This is a genomic window from Actinocatenispora thailandica (assembly GCF_016865425.1).
Taxonomy (GTDB): Bacteria; Actinomycetota; Actinomycetes; order Mycobacteriales; family Micromonosporaceae; genus Actinocatenispora; species Actinocatenispora thailandica.
In genome coordinates, this window is sequence record NZ_AP023355.1 from 4,255,713 (window position 1) to 4,272,804 (window position 17,092).

Annotated in this window: 13 protein-coding genes and 1 tRNA gene; 8 read left to right on the top strand and 6 right to left on the bottom strand. The window is 72.1% G+C overall.

What is annotated here, in order from left to right:
* Positions 1–5: 5 nt before the first annotated feature.
* The 4 genes from Athai_RS18955 to Athai_RS18970 form a co-directional block, all read right to left on the bottom strand.
* Entirely contained in the window at positions 6–1,397 is a 1,392-nt protein-coding gene (locus Athai_RS18955) for a sulfatase family protein (protein WP_203962730.1), read from the bottom strand.
* Between the two features lie 67 nt (positions 1,398–1,464).
* Positions 1,465–3,102 (bottom strand): type 2 periplasmic-binding domain-containing protein, encoded by a 1,638-nt coding sequence (locus Athai_RS18960; protein WP_203962731.1) that lies wholly within the window; start codon positions 3,100–3,102, stop codon positions 1,465–1,467.
* Positions 3,103–3,137: 35 nt separating this feature from the next.
* Complete coding sequence (locus Athai_RS18965) at positions 3,138–4,067, bottom strand: carbohydrate ABC transporter permease (protein WP_203962732.1); 930 nt, start codon at positions 4,065–4,067, stop codon at positions 3,138–3,140.
* Positions 4,064–5,062: an ABC transporter permease gene (locus Athai_RS18970; protein ID WP_239157028.1), complete on the bottom strand. Its 999-nt coding sequence runs from the start codon at positions 5,060–5,062 to the stop codon at positions 4,064–4,066. Before Athai_RS18970 ends, Athai_RS18965 begins: the two co-directional genes overlap by 4 nt.
* Before the next feature lie 110 nt (positions 5,063–5,172).
* Between Athai_RS18970 and Athai_RS18975 the strand changes: the two genes are divergently transcribed.
* The 3 genes from Athai_RS18975 to Athai_RS18985 all read left to right on the top strand — a co-directional run bounded on the left by Athai_RS18975 (position 5,173) and on the right by Athai_RS18985 (position 9,807).
* Complete coding sequence (locus tag Athai_RS18975; RefSeq protein ID WP_203962733.1) at positions 5,173–8,064, top strand: glycoside hydrolase domain-containing protein; 2,892 nt, start codon at positions 5,173–5,175, stop codon at positions 8,062–8,064.
* A 172-nt stretch (positions 8,065–8,236) separates the two neighbouring features.
* Positions 8,237–8,461, top strand: a complete 225-nt coding sequence (gene rpmB, locus Athai_RS18980; RefSeq protein ID WP_084132173.1) for a 50S ribosomal protein L28 — start codon at positions 8,237–8,239, stop codon at positions 8,459–8,461.
* Between the two features lie 218 nt (positions 8,462–8,679).
* Positions 8,680–9,807 carry an SAM-dependent methyltransferase gene (locus tag Athai_RS18985; RefSeq protein ID WP_203962734.1) on the top strand — a complete coding sequence of 376 codons (1,128 nt, stop codon included), beginning with the start codon at positions 8,680–8,682 and terminating at the stop codon, positions 9,805–9,807.
* Positions 9,808–10,057: 250 nt separating this feature from the next.
* Here the strand turns inward: Athai_RS18985 and Athai_RS18990 are convergent, their stop codons facing one another.
* Positions 10,058–10,558: an Hsp20/alpha crystallin family protein gene (locus Athai_RS18990; RefSeq protein ID WP_203962735.1), complete on the bottom strand. Its 501-nt coding sequence runs from the start codon at positions 10,556–10,558 to the stop codon at positions 10,058–10,060.
* 154 nt (positions 10,559–10,712) lie between these two features.
* Here Athai_RS18990 and Athai_RS18995 point away from each other — a divergent pair, with 154 nt between their 5' ends.
* From Athai_RS18995 to Athai_RS19010, 4 genes are all read left to right on the top strand, one after another.
* Positions 10,713–11,186 (top strand): type II toxin-antitoxin system PemK/MazF family toxin, encoded by a 474-nt coding sequence (locus tag Athai_RS18995; RefSeq protein WP_420829791.1) that lies wholly within the window; start codon positions 10,713–10,715, stop codon positions 11,184–11,186.
* A 114-nt stretch (positions 11,187–11,300) separates the two neighbouring features.
* A complete protein-coding gene (locus Athai_RS19000; protein WP_203962736.1) occupies positions 11,301–11,825 on the top strand; it encodes a SigE family RNA polymerase sigma factor in 525 nt (174 codons plus the stop codon).
* The gene (locus Athai_RS19005; protein ID WP_203962737.1) at positions 11,822–13,096 is read left to right on the top strand and encodes a hypothetical protein; all 1,275 of its coding nucleotides are present in this window, start codon (positions 11,822–11,824) and stop codon (positions 13,094–13,096) included. Before Athai_RS19000 ends, Athai_RS19005 begins: the two co-directional genes overlap by 4 nt.
* A 543-nt stretch (positions 13,097–13,639) precedes the next feature.
* Positions 13,640–14,308 carry a 4a-hydroxytetrahydrobiopterin dehydratase gene (locus Athai_RS19010; RefSeq protein ID WP_203962738.1) on the top strand — a complete coding sequence of 223 codons (669 nt, stop codon included), beginning with the start codon at positions 13,640–13,642 and terminating at the stop codon, positions 14,306–14,308.
* A gap of 23 nt (positions 14,309–14,331) precedes the next feature.
* Here the strand turns inward: Athai_RS19010 and Athai_RS19015 are convergent.
* A tRNA-Ile gene (locus Athai_RS19015) sits at positions 14,332–14,408 on the bottom strand.
* A gap of 1,211 nt (positions 14,409–15,619) precedes the next feature.
* Between Athai_RS19015 and Athai_RS19020 the strand changes: the two genes are divergently transcribed.
* Complete coding sequence (locus Athai_RS19020; RefSeq protein WP_203962739.1) at positions 15,620–17,080, top strand: site-specific integrase; 1,461 nt, start codon at positions 15,620–15,622, stop codon at positions 17,078–17,080.
* Positions 17,081–17,092 lie beyond the last annotated feature (12 nt).

Below are 17,092 nucleotides of genomic sequence, written 5' to 3' on the forward strand. Positions count from 1 at the left end.
GTCGATCAGGCAGTCAGGCTGTCGAGCCAGGCCTGGTGCGCGGCGGTGAGCTCGGCGACCAGGCCCGGGTGGCGATCGGCCAGGTTGGTCGTCTCGCCGATGTCGTCACCGAGGTGGTAGAGACCCAGGCCGGCGCCGGGATCGGCGTGCTCGACGGTACGGATGCCCTCGACCTGCGGCGCACCCGGCTCGACGTAGCGCAGCTTCCAGTCGCCGCGCCGGATCGCCCACTGCCAGCCGCAGTCCCAGTGCAGCGCGTCGTGCCCGCCGGCACGCTCGCCACGCAGCAGCGCGGCCTGGTCGACGCCGTCGGAGTCCGCGTACCCGGCCGGGTCGGCGCCGGCCGCGGCGAGCAGCGTCGGGTACAGGTCGAGCGAGGAGACGAGGCCGGCCCGGTCGTGCCCGCCGGTGATGCCGCCGCCCGGCCACCGGACCAGCAGCGGTACCCGGATGCCGCCCTCCCACAGCGTGTACTTGGTGCCGGCCAGCGGCGCGTTGTCACCGTAGTTGCAGGTGGATCCGCCGTTGTCGGTCAGGTAGACGACGATCGTGTCGTCGGCGAGGCCGCGCGCGTCCAGCTCGTCGAGCAGCCGGCCGATCTCGGCGTCCATCAGCTCCAGCTGCGCGGCGTAGTAGGCGCGGCCGTCCGGCAGGTTGGGGCTGATCACCCCGTCGTACCAGTCGGCGTAGGGCTCGCCGGCCTCGTCCCAGTCGGGCCGGGTCGGCAGCCCGCGGCGGGCGAGTTCGGCCGGCGGCAGCTGCCAGCAGAAGTTGTGCACCGCGTTGAACGCCACCATGCAGAAGAACGGCTCGTCGGCGTGCCGGGCCACGAAGTCGCGGGCCCGGTCGCCGAGCTCGGCGGTGAGGAAGCCCTCCAGTTCCACCTCCTCGTCGCCGTCGAACATCGGCTGCACCGCCATCCGCCAGGACGCCTCCGGGCCGTACTCGTCGACCGCGGCGCGGGAGTGGCGCAGGTAGTTGAGCCGACCCATCTGCCGGCCGGCGAGCCCGTAGTAGGACTCGGCGAAGCCGTGGCGCGGCGGGCAGGCCCGGTCGCCGGGGCCTTCCTGCCCGTAGTGGACCTTGCCGAAGTAGCCGGTGGCGTAGCCCAGCTCGGCGAACCGTTCGGCCAGGCTCGCACCGTCCGGCGCGAACGCCGACGAGTCGAACCAGCGGGCTCCCCAGCGCTGCTGGTAGCGGCCGGCGATCAGACCGGCTCGGGACGGGCTGCAGATCGGGGCCGTGACGTACGCGTCGGTGCAGCCGACGCCCTCGGCGGCGAGCCGGTCCAGCGCCGGCGTCACCGCGTCCGGGCTGCGCCCCAGCCGCCCGCGGTCGGCGTACCCGTGGTCGTCGGAGACGATCAGCACCACGTTCGGCCCGCGCCTGCCACTCATCGCCGCTCCGTTCTGCCGCAACCGTTCCCGGCACCGGGCGGGTCGGGCCGCCCGGTGCCGGCTGTCCTCAGGAGTCCTTCGCGATGGACTGCTCGAACTCGTGCCGGATCTTGTCGCCGCCGCCGGAGCGCCAGTCGCTGCGCAGCTGCTTGAGCGCCGAGATCGGCTTGCGACCTTGTACCACATCGGCGACGAAATCGCTGTACAGCTGGGCCAGCGTGGGCCCCTTGGAGGTGTTGGTGTCCGAGTAGTGCCCGCTGGTCGGGTTCGGCTGCGCGATCTTGAGCAGCTTCTGCTCCAGCGCGTAGGTGTCCTTGGTGAACTGCGCGTTGCTCGGCGTGTACAGGTACTCCGGGCAGTTGGCGAGGAACTGCAGCGGGCCGGACAGCAGCGTCTCGGTCTGCCCCTTGGTGGTCAGCTGCGGGTTGCCGTGCGCGTCGAGCCGGTAGTGGGTGCCCTCGGTGCCGTACAGCAGGAAGTTGCGCTCGGCCGACCCGAACGGCGCGGCCAGGTAGTCGAGGATGCCGAGCAGTTGCTCGACGCGCTTGTCGTTGCCGCTGGCGCGGATCGCGGTGAACCCGACCGACCCGTACCCGAGGTCGAAGGTGGGGGTGGCCTTGCCGTCGAAGCCGAAGGGCACGATCGCGCCGACCGGGTACTTGACCGTCCGAGGTGAACCGAGGTAGCCGGGGAACGACGCGACGCTGGCGGCGACCGCACCCTGCGCCATCTTGTCGTCCGCGTTGCTCATCTTCGGGTCCGGGAAGAACACCCCCGCCTTGTACAGCTTGACGACGAACTCCAGCGCGGCCTCGTACTCGTCGGTCTCGATGTAGTACGTCAGCTTCCCGCCGGACTCGCGCCACCCGTTCGGTACGCCGTGCCACTCCCCCACCATGTGCAGGCAGTTCTGCAGCGTGTACTGGCCGTTCTCCAGCGCGTACCGGTTCGACTTGGCGTGCGTGATCTGCTTGCACTTGTCGAGGAACTCGGTGGCGTCGTGGAACACCGCACCGCCGACCGGCTCCCACAGCTTCGTGTTCACCTTGTACACCTGGCCGAACGTGCCGTACGGCACGGCGACGCCCCAGATCTTCCCGTTGATCACCGCGGTCTTCCAGGCGTACTGCTGGATGTTGGCCAGGTTGGGATACTTCAACACCTTGTCCCCGGACAGGTGCGGGGTCAGGTCGACGAACTTCGCCTGGGCCAGCTCGGCGATGTGCTGCAGCCCCTGGTTCGGGGCGACCCACACCAGGTCCGGCAGGTTGTCGCCGGCCACCATGCTGTTGAACACGGTCGGGTAGTCGTCGCTGCCGATGCGCACCTTCAGGTGCTCGACCCCGAGCCGCGAGTTCAACTGCTGCCAGTAGGTGTTGCTGCCCTCCGCCGGCGGCAGCTGGGTCTCCCCGTAGGTCAGCGAGGTGACGGTACCGCCCTTGCCCGGCGCGGTCGACACCGACCGCTTCGCGTCCTTCGGGAAGCTCAGGTACCCCGGGTCGAGGCCCTGCGCCGAGCCGGGCAGGTCCGGTTCGCCGCCGGCGAACGGCCGGTAGGTGGGTAGCTTCACCTTCGCCGACGCGGTCGCGCCGCCGCCGCCGGCCTTCGTCGAGCAGCCCGCGAGCGCCGGGCCGGCGAGCGCGGCGAGGCCGGCGGCACCGGCCGCACCCAGCAGCGTCCGCCGGGAAACACCGTCACTGGTCATCGTTGACACTCCTTCGTGGACACCGGGAGGGGTTCTCAGCCCTTGACGGCGCCGGTCAGCACGCCGCGGACGAAGTACTTCTGCAGGAACGGGTAGACCGCGGCGATCGGCACGATCGCGATCACCAGCACCGCCATCTGCAGCGACTGGGACGGCGGCAGCGTCTGCACGCCGAGCGCGGTCGCCGTCATCGAGTCGCCCTGGATCACGTACTTGCGCAGGATCACCTGCAACGGCCACCGGGACGAGTCCGACAGGTACAGGATCGCGTTGAAGAACGTGTTCCAGTAGGACACCGCGTAGTAGAGCGCGACGACGGCGAGCACCGCGCGCGACAGCGGCAGCACGATCCGGGTCAGGATCCGTACCTCGCCGGCACCGTCGATGCGCGCCGCGTCGATCAGCTCGTCCGGGATCGCCTGGAAGAACGCCCGGACCACGACCACGTTGAACGCGTTGAGCAGTACCGGCACGACCAGCGCGGCGTACGAGTCGAGCAGGCCGAGCTGCTTGACCACCAGGTAGTTCGGGATGATGCCGGGCGCGAACAGGAACGTACCGAGCATCAGCAGCAGGATCGGCCGGGTGCCGGTGGTGTTGGGCCGGGACAGCCCGTAGGCCAGCATCACGGTGCAGGCCAGGCTCGCCGCGGTGCCGACCAGGGTGATGCCGATCGAGACCGCGGCCGAACGCGCCACCACCCCGCCGGACAGCACCACCCGGTACGCCTCCAGCGTCGGGTGGTGCGGGACGAGCACGAACCCGCCGCCGTCGATGATCTCCTGCCGCGGCGCCAGGCTGGTGCCGAGCACGATCAGGAACGGATAGATCACCAGCGCGCAGATCACGATCAGCGCGACGCCCTTGAGGATCCGGCCGAGCCTGGTCGGTTCCTCCAACCACGGCGGTACGTCGGCCCGGAAGATGCGCGCGAGCGCGCGGCTGGCCAGCCCGGTACCGGTCATTTCTGGTACACCCCCTGCTCGCCGAGGTGGTGCGCGAGCTTGTTCGCCGCGACGATCAGCGCCACCCCGATGACGCCCTTCATCAACCCGGCCGCGGTACTCATCCCCCAGTCGCCACCGATCACGCCGTGGTAGTAGACGAACGTGTCGATGACCTCGGAAGTCCCGGCACCGACCGCGTCGCGTTGCAGGATCAGCTGTTCGAAGCCGACCGACAGGATGTCGCCCAGCCGCAGGATCAGCAGCATCAGCGTCACCGCGCGAATGCCCGGCAGCGTGATGTGCCACATCCGGCGCCAGCGGCCGGCCCCGTCGCAGGCGGCCGACTCGTACAGGTCGAGGTCGATGGCGGTCATCGCGGCCAGGAAGATGATCGTCGCCCAGCCGGTGTCCTTCCAGATCACCTGCGAGGTGACCAGCAGCTTGAAGGTGTCCGGGTTGGCCATCACGTTGCCGATGTCGACGCCGTGGTCGCGCAACAGCGTGGTGATCGAGCCGGCGCCGCCGAGCACCTGGCCGAACATCGCGACGACCACCACCCAGGACAGGAAGTGTGGCAGGTACACCACGGTCTGCACGAACCGCTTGATCCGGCTGCCGAGCATCGAGTTGAGCAGCAGCGCCAGCCCGATCGGTGCCGGGAAGTACAGCACCAGCTGCAACACGGTGATCTCCAGCGTGTTGCGTACCGCGGACCAGAAGTCGGCGTCCGACAGCAGTTCGGTGAAGTTGGCCAGCCCGACGAACTGGCTGCCGCCGAAGCCCAGGAACGGTTGGTAGTCCTGGAACGCGATCACGTTGCCGGCGAGCGGCAGGTAGTAGAAGAGCACGAAGTACAGCAGGCCGGGCAGGCACAGGAACAGCAGCGTCCGGTCCTTGCGCAGCCGGGCCCGCAGCGGTACCCGCCGGCCGCGTGCCGCGCCGCGACGGCGCCGGGTGGCCGTTCGGGTCGCTGCGGCGGGGGTGGCCTCGTCGGCCCGAGCGGATGCCGTCACGGTGCGGCCACCTCGCCTCCTCGGTTCGAGTTTTGACACATCCTGGAGAAAAGACGTTACGAATGTCAAGAGCGCTCGAATTCCCGGTTCTTCGAGCTAGATTGCGCAGCATGCCAGCCACCGAAGCGATATCTCCCGAATCATGGGACACCAGTACGTACGGCAATCACCGCGCCGTCGTCACCGTCCGCAGTCAAGCCACCGCGGTGGCGGTACCCCTCCCGTGGCGGCTGCCGAGCCGCCACCGCGGCGGCGTCATCGTCCACGCACCCGACGGCGACCCCGTCCCGAACGCCTTCGTCGCGGCCGGCCGGTGTGTCTTCGAACCCGACCGAGGCCCCGGCGACTACCTGGTCTACTACCTCCCGTACGCGGCGACCGGCAGCGCCTCGTACCCGGAGCACGAGTACCTCGCCCCGACCGCACCGGATCCGGCCTGGGCGCCCACCGCCGACCGGGCCGCCGCAACCGCGGAATCGGTGCACTACCAGGCGATCGACGAGCACCACCGATACACCGAGATGGAGCGCCCGGCCGTCACCGCGCCGGCCGATCCGGGCTTGCTGGTGTTCGGCGAGGATCGCGACCATCCGATCCGGATGCGACAGCTGCCCGCCCGCTGGCTGCAGAACGACCACTGTGGACGGTTGCACCTCTGCGCCGAACCCGGTGAGTACCACGCCTTCCAGCTCGGCGTCTACGGCACCGAGCTGACCGACGTCGCCGTCGAGTTCGCCGCACTGTCCACATCGGATGGTGAACTCGGCGCCGGCGTCTTCGAGTGCCTCACGCTCGGCGGCTTCGACGAGACCGGGGCACCGATCCGCCGCCGGCTGGACGTGCCGGACCACACGGTCGCCGCGCTCTGGTGCGGCGCTACGATCCCGCCCGATGCACCCGCCGGTGACTACCGGGGCAGGTTCACCGTCACCGCCGGGAGCCGCAGCGCCACGGTCGCGGTCACCCTCACCATCGCCGACCCCGCGGCGGCCCCGCCACCCGCCACCCGCGCGCCGACCCGCGAACCGGCCGGGCCCGAGCGGGACGATCCGGTGGCGTTGTGCCGGCTGCGGTGGCTGAACTCCCGGATCGGGTCGGACGACAGCGTGGTGCGGCCGTACCACCCGGTCCGGGTCGACGGGGAGACGCTGCGGGTGCTGGGCCGGTCGGTCGCCCTGGCCGGCAGCGGACTCCCGGCGCAACTGACCAGCTTCTACACCCCGGACGGGCAGCTCGGTACGGCGCCGACCGAGCTGCTCGCCGCGCCGGTGACGCTGACCGTACGAGACGCCGACGGGGTGCCGCACGAACCGCTCGCCGCCCGGCGCCCCGGCGCCGCCACCGGTGCCCACGCGGACTGGTCGGCGCACGGAAACGCCGCCGGGGTGACGGTGGAACTGAGCGGCCGGCTGGAGTTCGACGGGGCACTGTCGCTGCGGATCGAGCTGGTCGCGGCCGACGACGTCGAGCTGTCCGACGTCGCGCTGGAGCTGCCGCTGCGGTCCGACGCGGTGCCCTACCTGATGGGCCTCGGCGTGTCCGGCGGCACCCGGCCGTCCACGGTGGACTGGCACTGGGACGTGGCCCGCAACCAGGACGCGGTGTGGCTCGGCGACGTGGCCGCCGGCGTGCAGGTGCAACTGTCCGACGAGCACTACGTGCGACCGCTGAACACGAACTTCTATCACCAGCGCCCACTGGTGCTGCCGGAGTCCTGGCACAACGACGGTCGCGGCGGCATCCGTACCGTCGCCGACGGGCCGGTGCTCCGGCTGTGCTGCTACGGCGGCCCGCGGCGACTGGGCGCCGGGCAGCGGCTGCGGTTCGACGCGCGGCTGCTGCTCACCCCGTTCAAACCGCTGCGCACCGACCGGCACTTCGCCCAGCGGTACCTGCACGACTGCCGGCCGGTCGGCGAGGCGGCGGCGACCGGCGCGACGGTGGTCAACATCCATCACGCCACGCCGGTCAACCCGTACCTGAACTACCCGTTCCTGACACCGGGGACGCTGGAGTCCTACGTGGACGATGCGCACGCGGCCGGGCTGGCGGTCAAGCTCTACTACACCGTGCGGGAGCTGAGCACCCGGGCGCCGGAGCTGTTCGCCCTGCTGTCGCTGGGCGACGAGGTGTTCGCCCGCGGGCCCGGCGGTGGCTGCTCCTGGCTGCGCGAGCACGTGGACGACGACCGGCTGCCCGCCTGGTACGCCACTCCCACCGAGGACAGCTCGCTGATCGTCGACGGCGGCGGCCGGTTCCTCAACTACTACCTGGCCGGGCTGGACAAGCTGGTGCGCAGCGCCGGCATCGACGGGATCTACCTGGACGACATCGCCTTCGACCGGCGCATCATGCTGCGGCTGCGCCGGATCCTCGACCGGGGACGTCCGGAGCCGTTGATCGACGTGCACTCGGCCAACCAGTACAACGAGCGGGACGGCTTCGCCTCCAGCGCCAACCTGTACCTGGAGCACCTGCCGTACACCGACCGGCTGTGGTTCGGCGAGTACTTCGACCACGACGCACCGCCGGACCGCTGGCTGGTCGAGATGTCCGGCCTGCCGTACGGGTTGACCGGGGAGATGTTGCAGGACGGTGGCAACCCGTGGCGCGGCATGATCTTCGGCATGACCGGCCGGCTCGGGCACGGCGCCGATCCGCGTCCACTGTGGAGCGAGTGGGACGCGTTCGGCATCGACCGGGCCCGGATGCTCGGGCACTGGTCGCCGGCGAACCCGGCCCGCACCGGACGCGACGACGTGCTCGCCACCACGTACCTGCGCGCCGGCCCGGGTGCCGGGGCCGGCACCGCGCTGGTCGCGGTGGCCAGCTGGGCACCGGAGCCGGTCGAGGTCGCCCTGTCGCTCGACCCGGCGGTACTCCCGGCCGGCCCGGTGCGCGCCGCCCCGATCGACGGGTTCCAGCCGGCGCGGAGTTGCGAGCCGGGCGAGTCGCTGCCGGTACCGCCGGGAGGCGGGTGGCTGCTGCGGGTAGGCTGGTGACCAGGCGCCAGCCAGTGCGGACTTTCGGCCTGGCCTGTCACGTTTTGTCGGTTACTCGGCGCTGCCGTGGCGCCCGCTGGGCCCACCTGGTCGTCCGGAATGGCCCTCGGCTAGACTGTTGAAGATTCTGTGCCCTAGTGGCGCCTGAGAGCACCCCACCATACGCAGGAGAATGACCGTGTCTATGCGTTGCGACGTCTGCGGCAAAGAGCCCGGCTACGGCAAGAGCGTTCAACGGCTCGGCCGCAACGCGCTGGTGCGCCGGGTGAAGTCACGCACGTCCCGCCGCTTCAACCCGAACATCCAGCCGGTGCGCACCGTGGTGAACGGCACCCCGAAGCGGCTGAAGGTGTGCACCTCCTGCCTGAAGAAGGGCAAGGTGCTGCGCCGCGCATAGCGGCAGCGCCGGCCCGGTCCTCCTGCGTCCGGGCCGATTCGAGCCATCGCAGTGGCCCCGCCGGACGGTGAAGTCGATCTTCGCCACCGCGGGGCCACTGTTTTCGTCCCGGCGACCCCCCGGTGTTTCCGTCCCGGCGACCCGCTGCACCGCCCGTCGTCGCCACGCACGGCCGGATGCAGCAGTGGCGAGCGAGCGTGGAGAGGTGTGAGCACGGCGTGAACGACGACACCGGGCGGGTCGTGTTCTCGGCCGCCGAGGAGAGCTTCGGTGCCGCGGTCCGCGAGCTGCAGAGCGCCCTGCCGCGGCGCAACACCCCGAAGCCGCAGGCCACCCCGGACCAGCACGGCGCCCCGATGCGGCACGGCGCGGCACGCTCCTCCGTCACCGTCGAGCGCCTCGGCCCGGACCTGGGCGTACTGCCGGCCGGCCCCACCGCCGCCGAGGTGGCGGCGGCCTGCCGGGACCGGCCGGTGGTGTTCGTTCGGCACCTGACCGTGCAGCTGGCGCGGATCCCACGGCCGGACGCCGACGACCCCGAGCGCGTCGCGGCCCGGATACCGGCGCTGCTCGACGGCCCGCTACCGGCCGAGCTGGCCGAGCTGGCCGGCGCCGACGAGGTCGCCGTGCAGGCCTGGATCAGCGACCCGGACACCGTCGAGTACGGCTCGCGGCAACTGTTCGAGGCCGTCGCGGCGACGCTGCGGGAGTCCGGCCGGACGGTACGCCGCGCCGGCGCGGCCGCCGTGCTCTCCTGCGCGGTGGTCCACGACGGCGTGCTGATCGGGCTCAACCGGGGCGCGGACAGCCTCAGCGACTGGCCCGGCGGCCGGGTGCGGCTCTCCCGCGGACCCGACCAGGTCTCCCGCGCCGAGTTCAAGCTGGAGGAGCTGTTCCAGGCGTACCCGGTGCCGTTGCCGGAGCGCGGCCGGGCCGTCGACCTCGGCGCCGCACCCGGCGGCTGGACCCGCATCCTGCGCGACCGCGGCATGGACGTGTGGGCGGTCGACCCCGGCGCGCTCGCCGGATCGCTGGCCGCCGACCCGCGGGTGCATCACGTCGCGACCACCGTCGGGGAGTTCCTCCGGTCCAACCGAACCCGGTTCGACCTGGCGGTCAACGACCTACGGATGGAGCCGCACCTGAGCACCCGGGTGATGCTGGACGCGGCCGCGACGCTGCGGCCCGGCGCGCACATCGTGCTCACCCTCAAGACCGGTAGCCGCCGGCCGCTGGACACCGTCCGCGACTGCCTGCGGCTGCTGCGGGAGCGCTACCAGGTGCTGTTCGCCCGGCAGCTCTACCACAACCGCAAGGAAGTCACCGTCCTCGCCCGGCTGCGCTGAGCCTCCCTCTCCTCGCCCGGCCGCACTGAGCATCGCCGCACTCGCCCGGCCGCACCGAGCCTCACTGTCCTCGCCCGGCCGCGCCGTGCGTCGCCGTGCGGACGGCGGCCCGGCCCGGCCGCGTGCGGGCGCGGGCGCGGCGCCGGACCGGTACGCGATGGGCGGGGCGGCTGACGCGGCGCCCGGGACGGTGCGCAGGCCGGCACGGTGATGGCCTGGCCGATCGGCCAGGCCATCACCGGTGGGGCCGTTACTCCCGGGTCGCCGTACCGTCGGCCGGCTCGGCCGGGGTCTCGGCCGGGGCCACCGCCGCCGGCCGCGACGTCGTGACGGCGATGCGGTGCGTCGCCGGGGCCGCGTACGCGCCGGCCACCCGCACGGTGAGCACGCCCGCGTCGTAGCTGGCGGTCACCGCGTCCGGGCCGACGTGCCGGGGCAGCCCGAAGGTGCGCCGGAACGCGCCGTAGCGCACCTCCCGCCGGCCGCGCTCGCCGTCGCTGGTCTCGTCGCGGCGCTCGCCGCGGACCACCAGGCGGTCGCCGTCGACCTCCACGGTCACGTCCTGCTCGACGCGCACGCCGGGCAGCTCGATACGGATCACCGCGTCCTCGCCGTCGGACACCACGTCGGCGGCCGGGGTGAACCCGGCCCGCTGCGCCGGCCGGCCCGCGACGTCACCGAAGGCGCTGCGCATCAGCGCGTCGAACTCGGCGAACGGGCTGGTCCGGGACCACAACGACACACTGTTCATCAGGTTTCTCCTTCAGCAGGTCCATCACCGGCCCGGCATCGGGGTCACCGCGCCGGGCGTCACCCCGTACAACTTGAGTCGAGGCGACTCAATTCCCGCGTGGGACGAACCGGGGCGTTCCACCTCGAAGGACCGGGCCGGGTAGGGTGCGCGGGTGCCGAACCTGCTCGCCTCCGTGGCCGCCCGCCTGCGCCGACGCCGCCCCGGCGCACCCGCTCCGGCCCGGCCGGCCCGACCCCGCCAGGTCGCCTCGCTCCGGCGCCGCACCCTCGCGTACGCCCCGGAGCTGGACGGGCGCGCCGACCCCGGCGAGATCGTCTGGACCTGGGTGCCGTACGAGGAGGACCCCCACCAGGGCAAGGACCGGCCGGTACTGGTCGTCGGCCGCTCCGGCCGGCGCACCCTGTACGGGCTGATGCTGTCCAGCAACGCCCGCCGGGACGGCCAGCACAACTGGTACCCGCTCGGGCCCGGCGACTGGGACCGGCAGCACCGGCCCAGCTGGCTGCGGCTCGACCGGGTGCTGACCATGCGCGAGGACGGCATCCGCCGCGAGGGCGCCATCCTGGACCGCTCCCGCTTCACCGGCGTCGCCACCGTGCTGCGCAGCCGGTACAGCTGGACCTGACCGCCGGAGCGCCCGCACCGCCCCGATTTGCCGCGTTCGACCACCCTCGGTACCGGGATTCGGTAAACCTCGGTACGGCCGCCGGTGTCGTACCTGGTGAGGACGGGAGGTGCGATGGGCGATGCACGGACGGGGTTCGACGAGTTCGTCCGAGCCCGGTCGGCGGCGCTGCTGCGTTCGGCGTACCTGTTGACCACCGACCGGCAGGAGGCGGAGGACCTGCTCCAGGAGGTACTGGAGCGGCTCTACGTCAAGTGGCGGCGGATCGACGGGGCACCCGAGGCGTACGCGCGGCGGATCCTGACCAACCAGGCGATCAACCGCTGGCGCCGGCGATCCCGGCGGGTGCGGGAAGCGCCACTGTACGAGCACGCCGACGAGGCGGTCGACGACCACGCCGACCAGCTGGCCGTCCGCGGCGCGGTGCTGCACGCGCTGCGTGACCTGCCGATGCGGCAACGCGCCGCCGTCGTGCTGCGCTACCTGGACGACCTGTCCGAGGCCGACACCGCCCGAATCATGGGCTGCTCGGTCGGCACCGTCAAGAGCCACACCTCGCGTGCCCTCGCGCATCTTCGCAGCACCCTGCCGGACGTGTTCGTCCCCTCGTCCGACACCGGCACAAGGAGCGAACGATGAGTACCGACCAGCTGCACCGGGCGCTGCAGGACGCCACCGCACACCTCGTACCGGCCGACGACATCGTCGCCCGGGCCCGCCACGGTGGCCAGCGACGGCAGCGCCGCCGCCGCGCCACCACCGGCGGCATCACCGCCGCCGTGCTGGTGTTCGCGCTGCTCGCCACGGTCGCCGGGTACCGCGCCGCGACCCACCCGGACCGGGTGGACGCCGCCGCCAAGAGCGTCAGCGGGTTGCTCGATCGCCCGGCCCGGGGAAACCTCGCGCACGACGAAGCCGCGGTCGCCGCCGCCCAGCGCGGCTACTCCGGGGAAACCCACGGCCTGGCGCAGGGCCACGTCATCTGGATCGGCCGCACCCGGTACGGCGACGCCGCGATCGTCGGGCACCGGGTGGCCGGCACCGGGCGCGACAAGTCCACGGTGCGCCAGGTCGCCGTCAGCCTGCTCACCCGTACCGGTGCCGGCGCGTTCAAGGCCGCGGACGCCGTGGTACTCGACCCGGGCACCCGGGGGCTCGCCGAACCGGCGTTCGGCAACCGGCTGATGATCGCGATCGACGTCGGCGCCCCCGCCTACTACTCGACCCGGCATTCCTTCGGCCCCAAGGCAACCAGCCGAATCTGGCACCGCGTGCACTTCTCCGGCGGCGCCGCGGTACTGCCGGTGGCGCGCGGCGACACGATGCTGGTGGCCGCCAGCACCCATCCGACCGCGAACCAGATCGTCGGCTCCCCGACGCCGATGACGCCACCGACGGTCCGGGACAACACCCTCGACTGGGGTGCCCGGCCGGAACCGCTGGGCAACGCGCCCGCACCGACCGCGATCCCGGCCACCGCCAACGCCGCGCAGCTCGACTGGGCACGGCGCGGCGGCGCGGCGAAGCTGTTCCAGAAGGAGTTCAACGCCAGCCGCTACGCCGATCCCCTGCAACCGTGGCCGGCGGTGTCGACGCTGACCCCGTGGGTCGTCTACGGACAGACCTCGACGCAGCGGTTCGTGCTCGGCGAGGTCCAGTACGACAGCGAGCCGAGCCACGTGTACGTCGTGGTCAACGGCACGACCGTGCACTACGTCGGCGTGGCCTCCCGGAAGGCGGTACTACCGGTCAAGTGGAAGCTGCCGGACGCCTGGGTGGTCGCCGCCAAGGGCAAGACCCTCGCGTACCGCACCGGCAGCGGCAGCTGGCACGACGCCGGGCACGACGCCGCCGTACTGCCCATCGGGGCCACCGAGGTCCGGGTCGGCGGTACCCCGGTCACCCTCTGACGGTGCTCTGGCGCCAGCTGCCCCGCGCTCTGGTACCGCAGTCCGGCGCCCTCGGCGGCCACCCACCGTCCCGGCCCGCCCAGCCACGGCCCGCTCGGCGCCAGCCTGCCCCGGCCCCGGCACCCGTGGCCCCGGCACGCATGGCCCCGGCACGCCCGGCGCCGACCCATCCGGCTCGGCGTACCCGGGCCGGCGTGCCCCGGCCCGGCACATCCCGCCACGGCTTCCCTGGCCCCGGCGCTTCCCGCCCCGACGCTTGCGGCCCGGGCATGCTCGGGCCCGGCGCTTCCCGCCCCGACGCTTGCGGCCCGGCATGCCCGGGCCTGGCGCTTCCGGCCTCGGCATGCCCGGCCCTGGCGGGTCCGGCCACGGCATGCCCGGGCCTGTCGCCGGCCTCAGCGACGCAACGGCATACCGGGCCAGGCTCGTCAGATACCGCTGCCGACCGGGCTTCATCACCAGGGCCGCGGCGTACCGGACGCGATTCGTCCGGTACCTCGCCTAGCGTGGGCCACCACGGCGCACCAGGGAACGGAGCGAACGATGGACGAGCAGCAGCTGAGCGCGGCCCAACTCGCCGAGGCGGGACTCGACGACTGGCGACAGATCCTCGGCCGGCTCAAGGCGCGGTTCCGGACCGGCGACCCCGCCACCGGATTCGCGCTGGCGAACGCGATCGGGCAGGCTGCCGCGGCCGCGAACCACTACCCGGACCTCACCCTCACCGGCGCGGACGTGGTGGTGACGGTGTCGAGCCCCGACGGGCCCGGCATCACCCGGCGCGACGCCGATCTGGCCGGCGAGATCAGCCGGCTCGCCGCCCGACTCGGCGCCACGCCGGACGCCGGCGGGCTGACCCAGCTCGAACTCGGCCTGGACACCGCGGCCGGCACCCGGCTCGGCCCGTACTATGCGGCGCTGCTCGGCGGCGAGGTCACCGACGGTGAACCGGTCGACCGCAGCGGGCAGGTACCGACAGTGTGGTGGCAGGACCCGAGCGAGGACAACGATGGCCCGGCGCTGCCGGCGCAACCGTTCGAGCAGCGCTGGCACTTCGACGTCTGGGTCGGCCACGACGAAGGCGAGCGCCGGCTCAGCGCCGTCCTGAACGCCGGTGGCCGCCTGGTCAGCGACGCCGCGGCCCCGGCGTACTGGGTGGTCGAAGATGCGGACGGCAACCGCTCCTGCATTTGCACCCCGACCGGCCGCTGACGCCGATCGCTTGCAGTGCCTGGTGGTGGGGCGGGCGGGACTCGAACCCGCGGCCAAAGGATTATGAGTCCCCTGCTCTAACCGGCTGAGCTACCGCCCCGGCGACGGTCACCCTATCCGACGCCCCGCAAGCCGAACCCCCCGGTAGCCCCCAAACCGCCCCCGACCTGCAGCGACGCCGTGTGTGCCGGTCGCCGGTTCCGACCCGCCGGCTCGGAGCCGGAGCGATCACTGGCGTCGTCTGGCGCCGGTTGATGCATGTTGGAGTCACGCGGTCGGAGCATCAACGGAGCACCACGCGGCCCGGATCGCCGACGCAGTCGACTGTCCAATCCCGGCGCCGTGACCGGCCGCAACGCCATGCCCGCCGGCCTGTCGGCCGGCCTTGAAGTGGGCCGTGTGCTCCGGTGTGCTCCATGCCCGGGTCGGTGCCACGGCCTTCTGATACGTGTCCCGGGTGATCCGGCTGTGAGCCAGGCAACACCGCTGTCAGATTCTGCGGGGGTCGGTGGCGATTGAAAGCATGGACACCACCAGCACGCCTACATGCCTGTCGCCGATCCCGCCAACCGGCCGGTGCTGCCGCCATCCGACGGGCCCATCCTGTCCGGCGTCAGTGACGGTCTGGGCACCTGCCCGAGTCCGGATCGGCCGCGTCCGCCTGACTACCGACCTGACCACCGCGGTGCCGGCGCTGGGCACCGACCGCACACAGCGCCTCGCCAGCACCGGCACCGTCTCACCCCAGCCCCGCGACCCAGGCGCGATGCCGGCTGCCTATGGCGCCGCTCCCGCGCCCGTGGCAGACGAGCCGTTCACCCACCGCTGGCGCATCGTTGTCTCCGGCCGCGCGTCCCTCACCCGCCTGGCGCATCCCATGCGACCAACCCGCAGCGCCCATGGCAGCCGGCCCAGCTTGCGTCACGACGCTCATGTGCGCGAGGACGACAACGTCACGGCCGACCCGGTGGTCCGCCCTCCGGCGCCTCCCCGGCGCTCCGACATGCTTCCCGCGACCGGGTGATCGCGCCGTGAGCTGGGCAACATCGCCGTCCCATTTCGCGGGGGTCGCTGGCAATAGAAAGCATGACCACCCACAGCAAGCCGCTCGCCCGGTCCACCGGGCCTCCCACACGGCATCTCCCAGCCCCCCGTCACGGCCCGTCGCGCGCGCCCGCAGCGCCGGCTACTCGACTTGACACCACCGCGGAGTCGAGCGGTCATGGCTCCCGCCGTCCCGCCGCCAGCGGCACCACGACGCTCCCGACTGGCCGCGACGGCTCCACACCGACCAGGAAGGGACAGCGTCTGGTGAAAGGTTCGGTCTACAAACGCTGCAACTGCCGAGACTCTCACAGCGGCCGCCTTCTCGGCCGGGGCTGCCCGCAGCTCAAGCGGGCTAACGGGTCCTGGAACCCGCGGCACGGCGATTGGCACATCCAATGCGACCTGCCGCGCCGCGCCGACGGCAGGCGCCGCACCCTGCGTCATCCCGGCTATCTGAGCCAGGACGACGCCACCACCGACCTGCTGCAGCTCAACACGCTGCTGGCCATCCCGGACCGCAGCGACACCGTCAGCCTCATCGAGTTGGGCGACCTGATCGAGCACACCGTCGCCACCGACGGCCGGCTGCCTGACATCGACACCGTCCGCCGCGCTCTCCAGACCGGCACAAGGTTGATCGGGCAACCCACCGTCGGCGAGTGGCTCGACCAGTGGCTGGCGGGGAAACGCAACATCGCCGACTCGACCCGCAGCAAGTACGCCGAGCACATCCGCCGGCACCTGATCCCGCACCTGGGGCATCTGCGGCTCGACCGGCTGCGGCGTCAACACATCACGTCGATGATCCAGGCGATCATCGACCGCGCCGACTACGTGCAGGCCATCCGCGACTCCGGTGACAAGGCGGCCTGTCTCGCCCTGCGCGGGGAGAAGGTCACCGGCGCCACCACCCTGCACCGCATCCGCGCCACCCTCCGCGCCGCGCTCAACGCCGCGATCCGCGAAGACCTGATCGCCGCCAACCCCGCCACCCACATCGAACTACCCTCACCACGCCGGCCCCGGCCCCTCGTCTGGACCCCCGAACGGGTCCGCCGCTGGGAACAAGACGCCACCGTTGCCGGCAAGGTGATGGTGTGGACCGCCGAACAGACCGGCCAGTTCCTTGACGCGATCCTCGACGATCCGCTCTACCCGCTGTTTCATCTGGTCGCCTACCGCGGGCTACGCCGCGGCGAAGCCTGCGGCCTGCACGACGACGACCTCGACCTGGCCGCCGGACAGATCACCATCCGCTGGCAGCTGCTGGGAGAGCACAAGACCCCCACCCTGGCACGTACCAAAACCGAATCCTCCGACGCCACCATCGCCCTCGACGACGACACGATCGCCGTGCTGCGCCGTCACCGCACGGAACAAGCCAAACGCCGCCTGGCATCCGCGGAACATTGGCCCACCCACGGGCTGCTGTTCACCGACCCCGACGGCCAACCACTCCAACCCGGCTGGGTCACCGCACACTTCGACCGACTGATCACCCGCGCCGGACTACCACCGATCCGGCTGCACGACCTGCGCCACGGGGCCGCGACCCTCGCCCTCGCCGCCGGCGTCGACCTCAAAGTCGTCCAAGCCATGCTCCGCCACTCCACCATCACCCTGACCGCCGACACCTACAGCAGCGTCCTCCCCCAACTCGCCAAAGACGCCGCCAACGCCACCGCCGCCACCATCCCCCGCGCCAACTCCAGTAGCCGGTCATGACCGGCCGCAAGA

Coding starts and splice junctions, on each gene's coding strand:
- Athai_RS18955 (WP_203962730.1), bottom strand. CDS start 1,397: ATGAGTGGCAGGCGCGGGCCGAACGTGGTGCTGATCGTCTCCGACGAC.
- Athai_RS18960 (WP_203962731.1), bottom strand. CDS start 3,102: ATGACCAGTGACGGTGTTTCCCGGCGGACGCTGCTGGGTGCGGCCGGT.
- Athai_RS18965 (WP_203962732.1), bottom strand. CDS start 4,067: ATGACCGGTACCGGGCTGGCCAGCCGCGCGCTCGCGCGCATCTTCCGG.
- Athai_RS18975 (WP_203962733.1), top strand. CDS start 5,173: ATGCCAGCCACCGAAGCGATATCTCCCGAATCATGGGACACCAGTACG.
- rpmB (WP_084132173.1), top strand. CDS start 8,237: ATGACCGTGTCTATGCGTTGCGACGTCTGCGGCAAAGAGCCCGGCTAC.
- Athai_RS18990 (WP_203962735.1), bottom strand. CDS start 10,558: ATGAACAGTGTGTCGTTGTGGTCCCGGACCAGCCCGTTCGCCGAGTTC.
- Athai_RS19000 (WP_203962736.1), top strand. CDS start 11,301: ATGGGCGATGCACGGACGGGGTTCGACGAGTTCGTCCGAGCCCGGTCG.
- Athai_RS19005 (WP_203962737.1), top strand. CDS start 11,822: ATGAGTACCGACCAGCTGCACCGGGCGCTGCAGGACGCCACCGCACAC.
- Athai_RS19010 (WP_203962738.1), top strand. CDS start 13,640: ATGGACGAGCAGCAGCTGAGCGCGGCCCAACTCGCCGAGGCGGGACTC.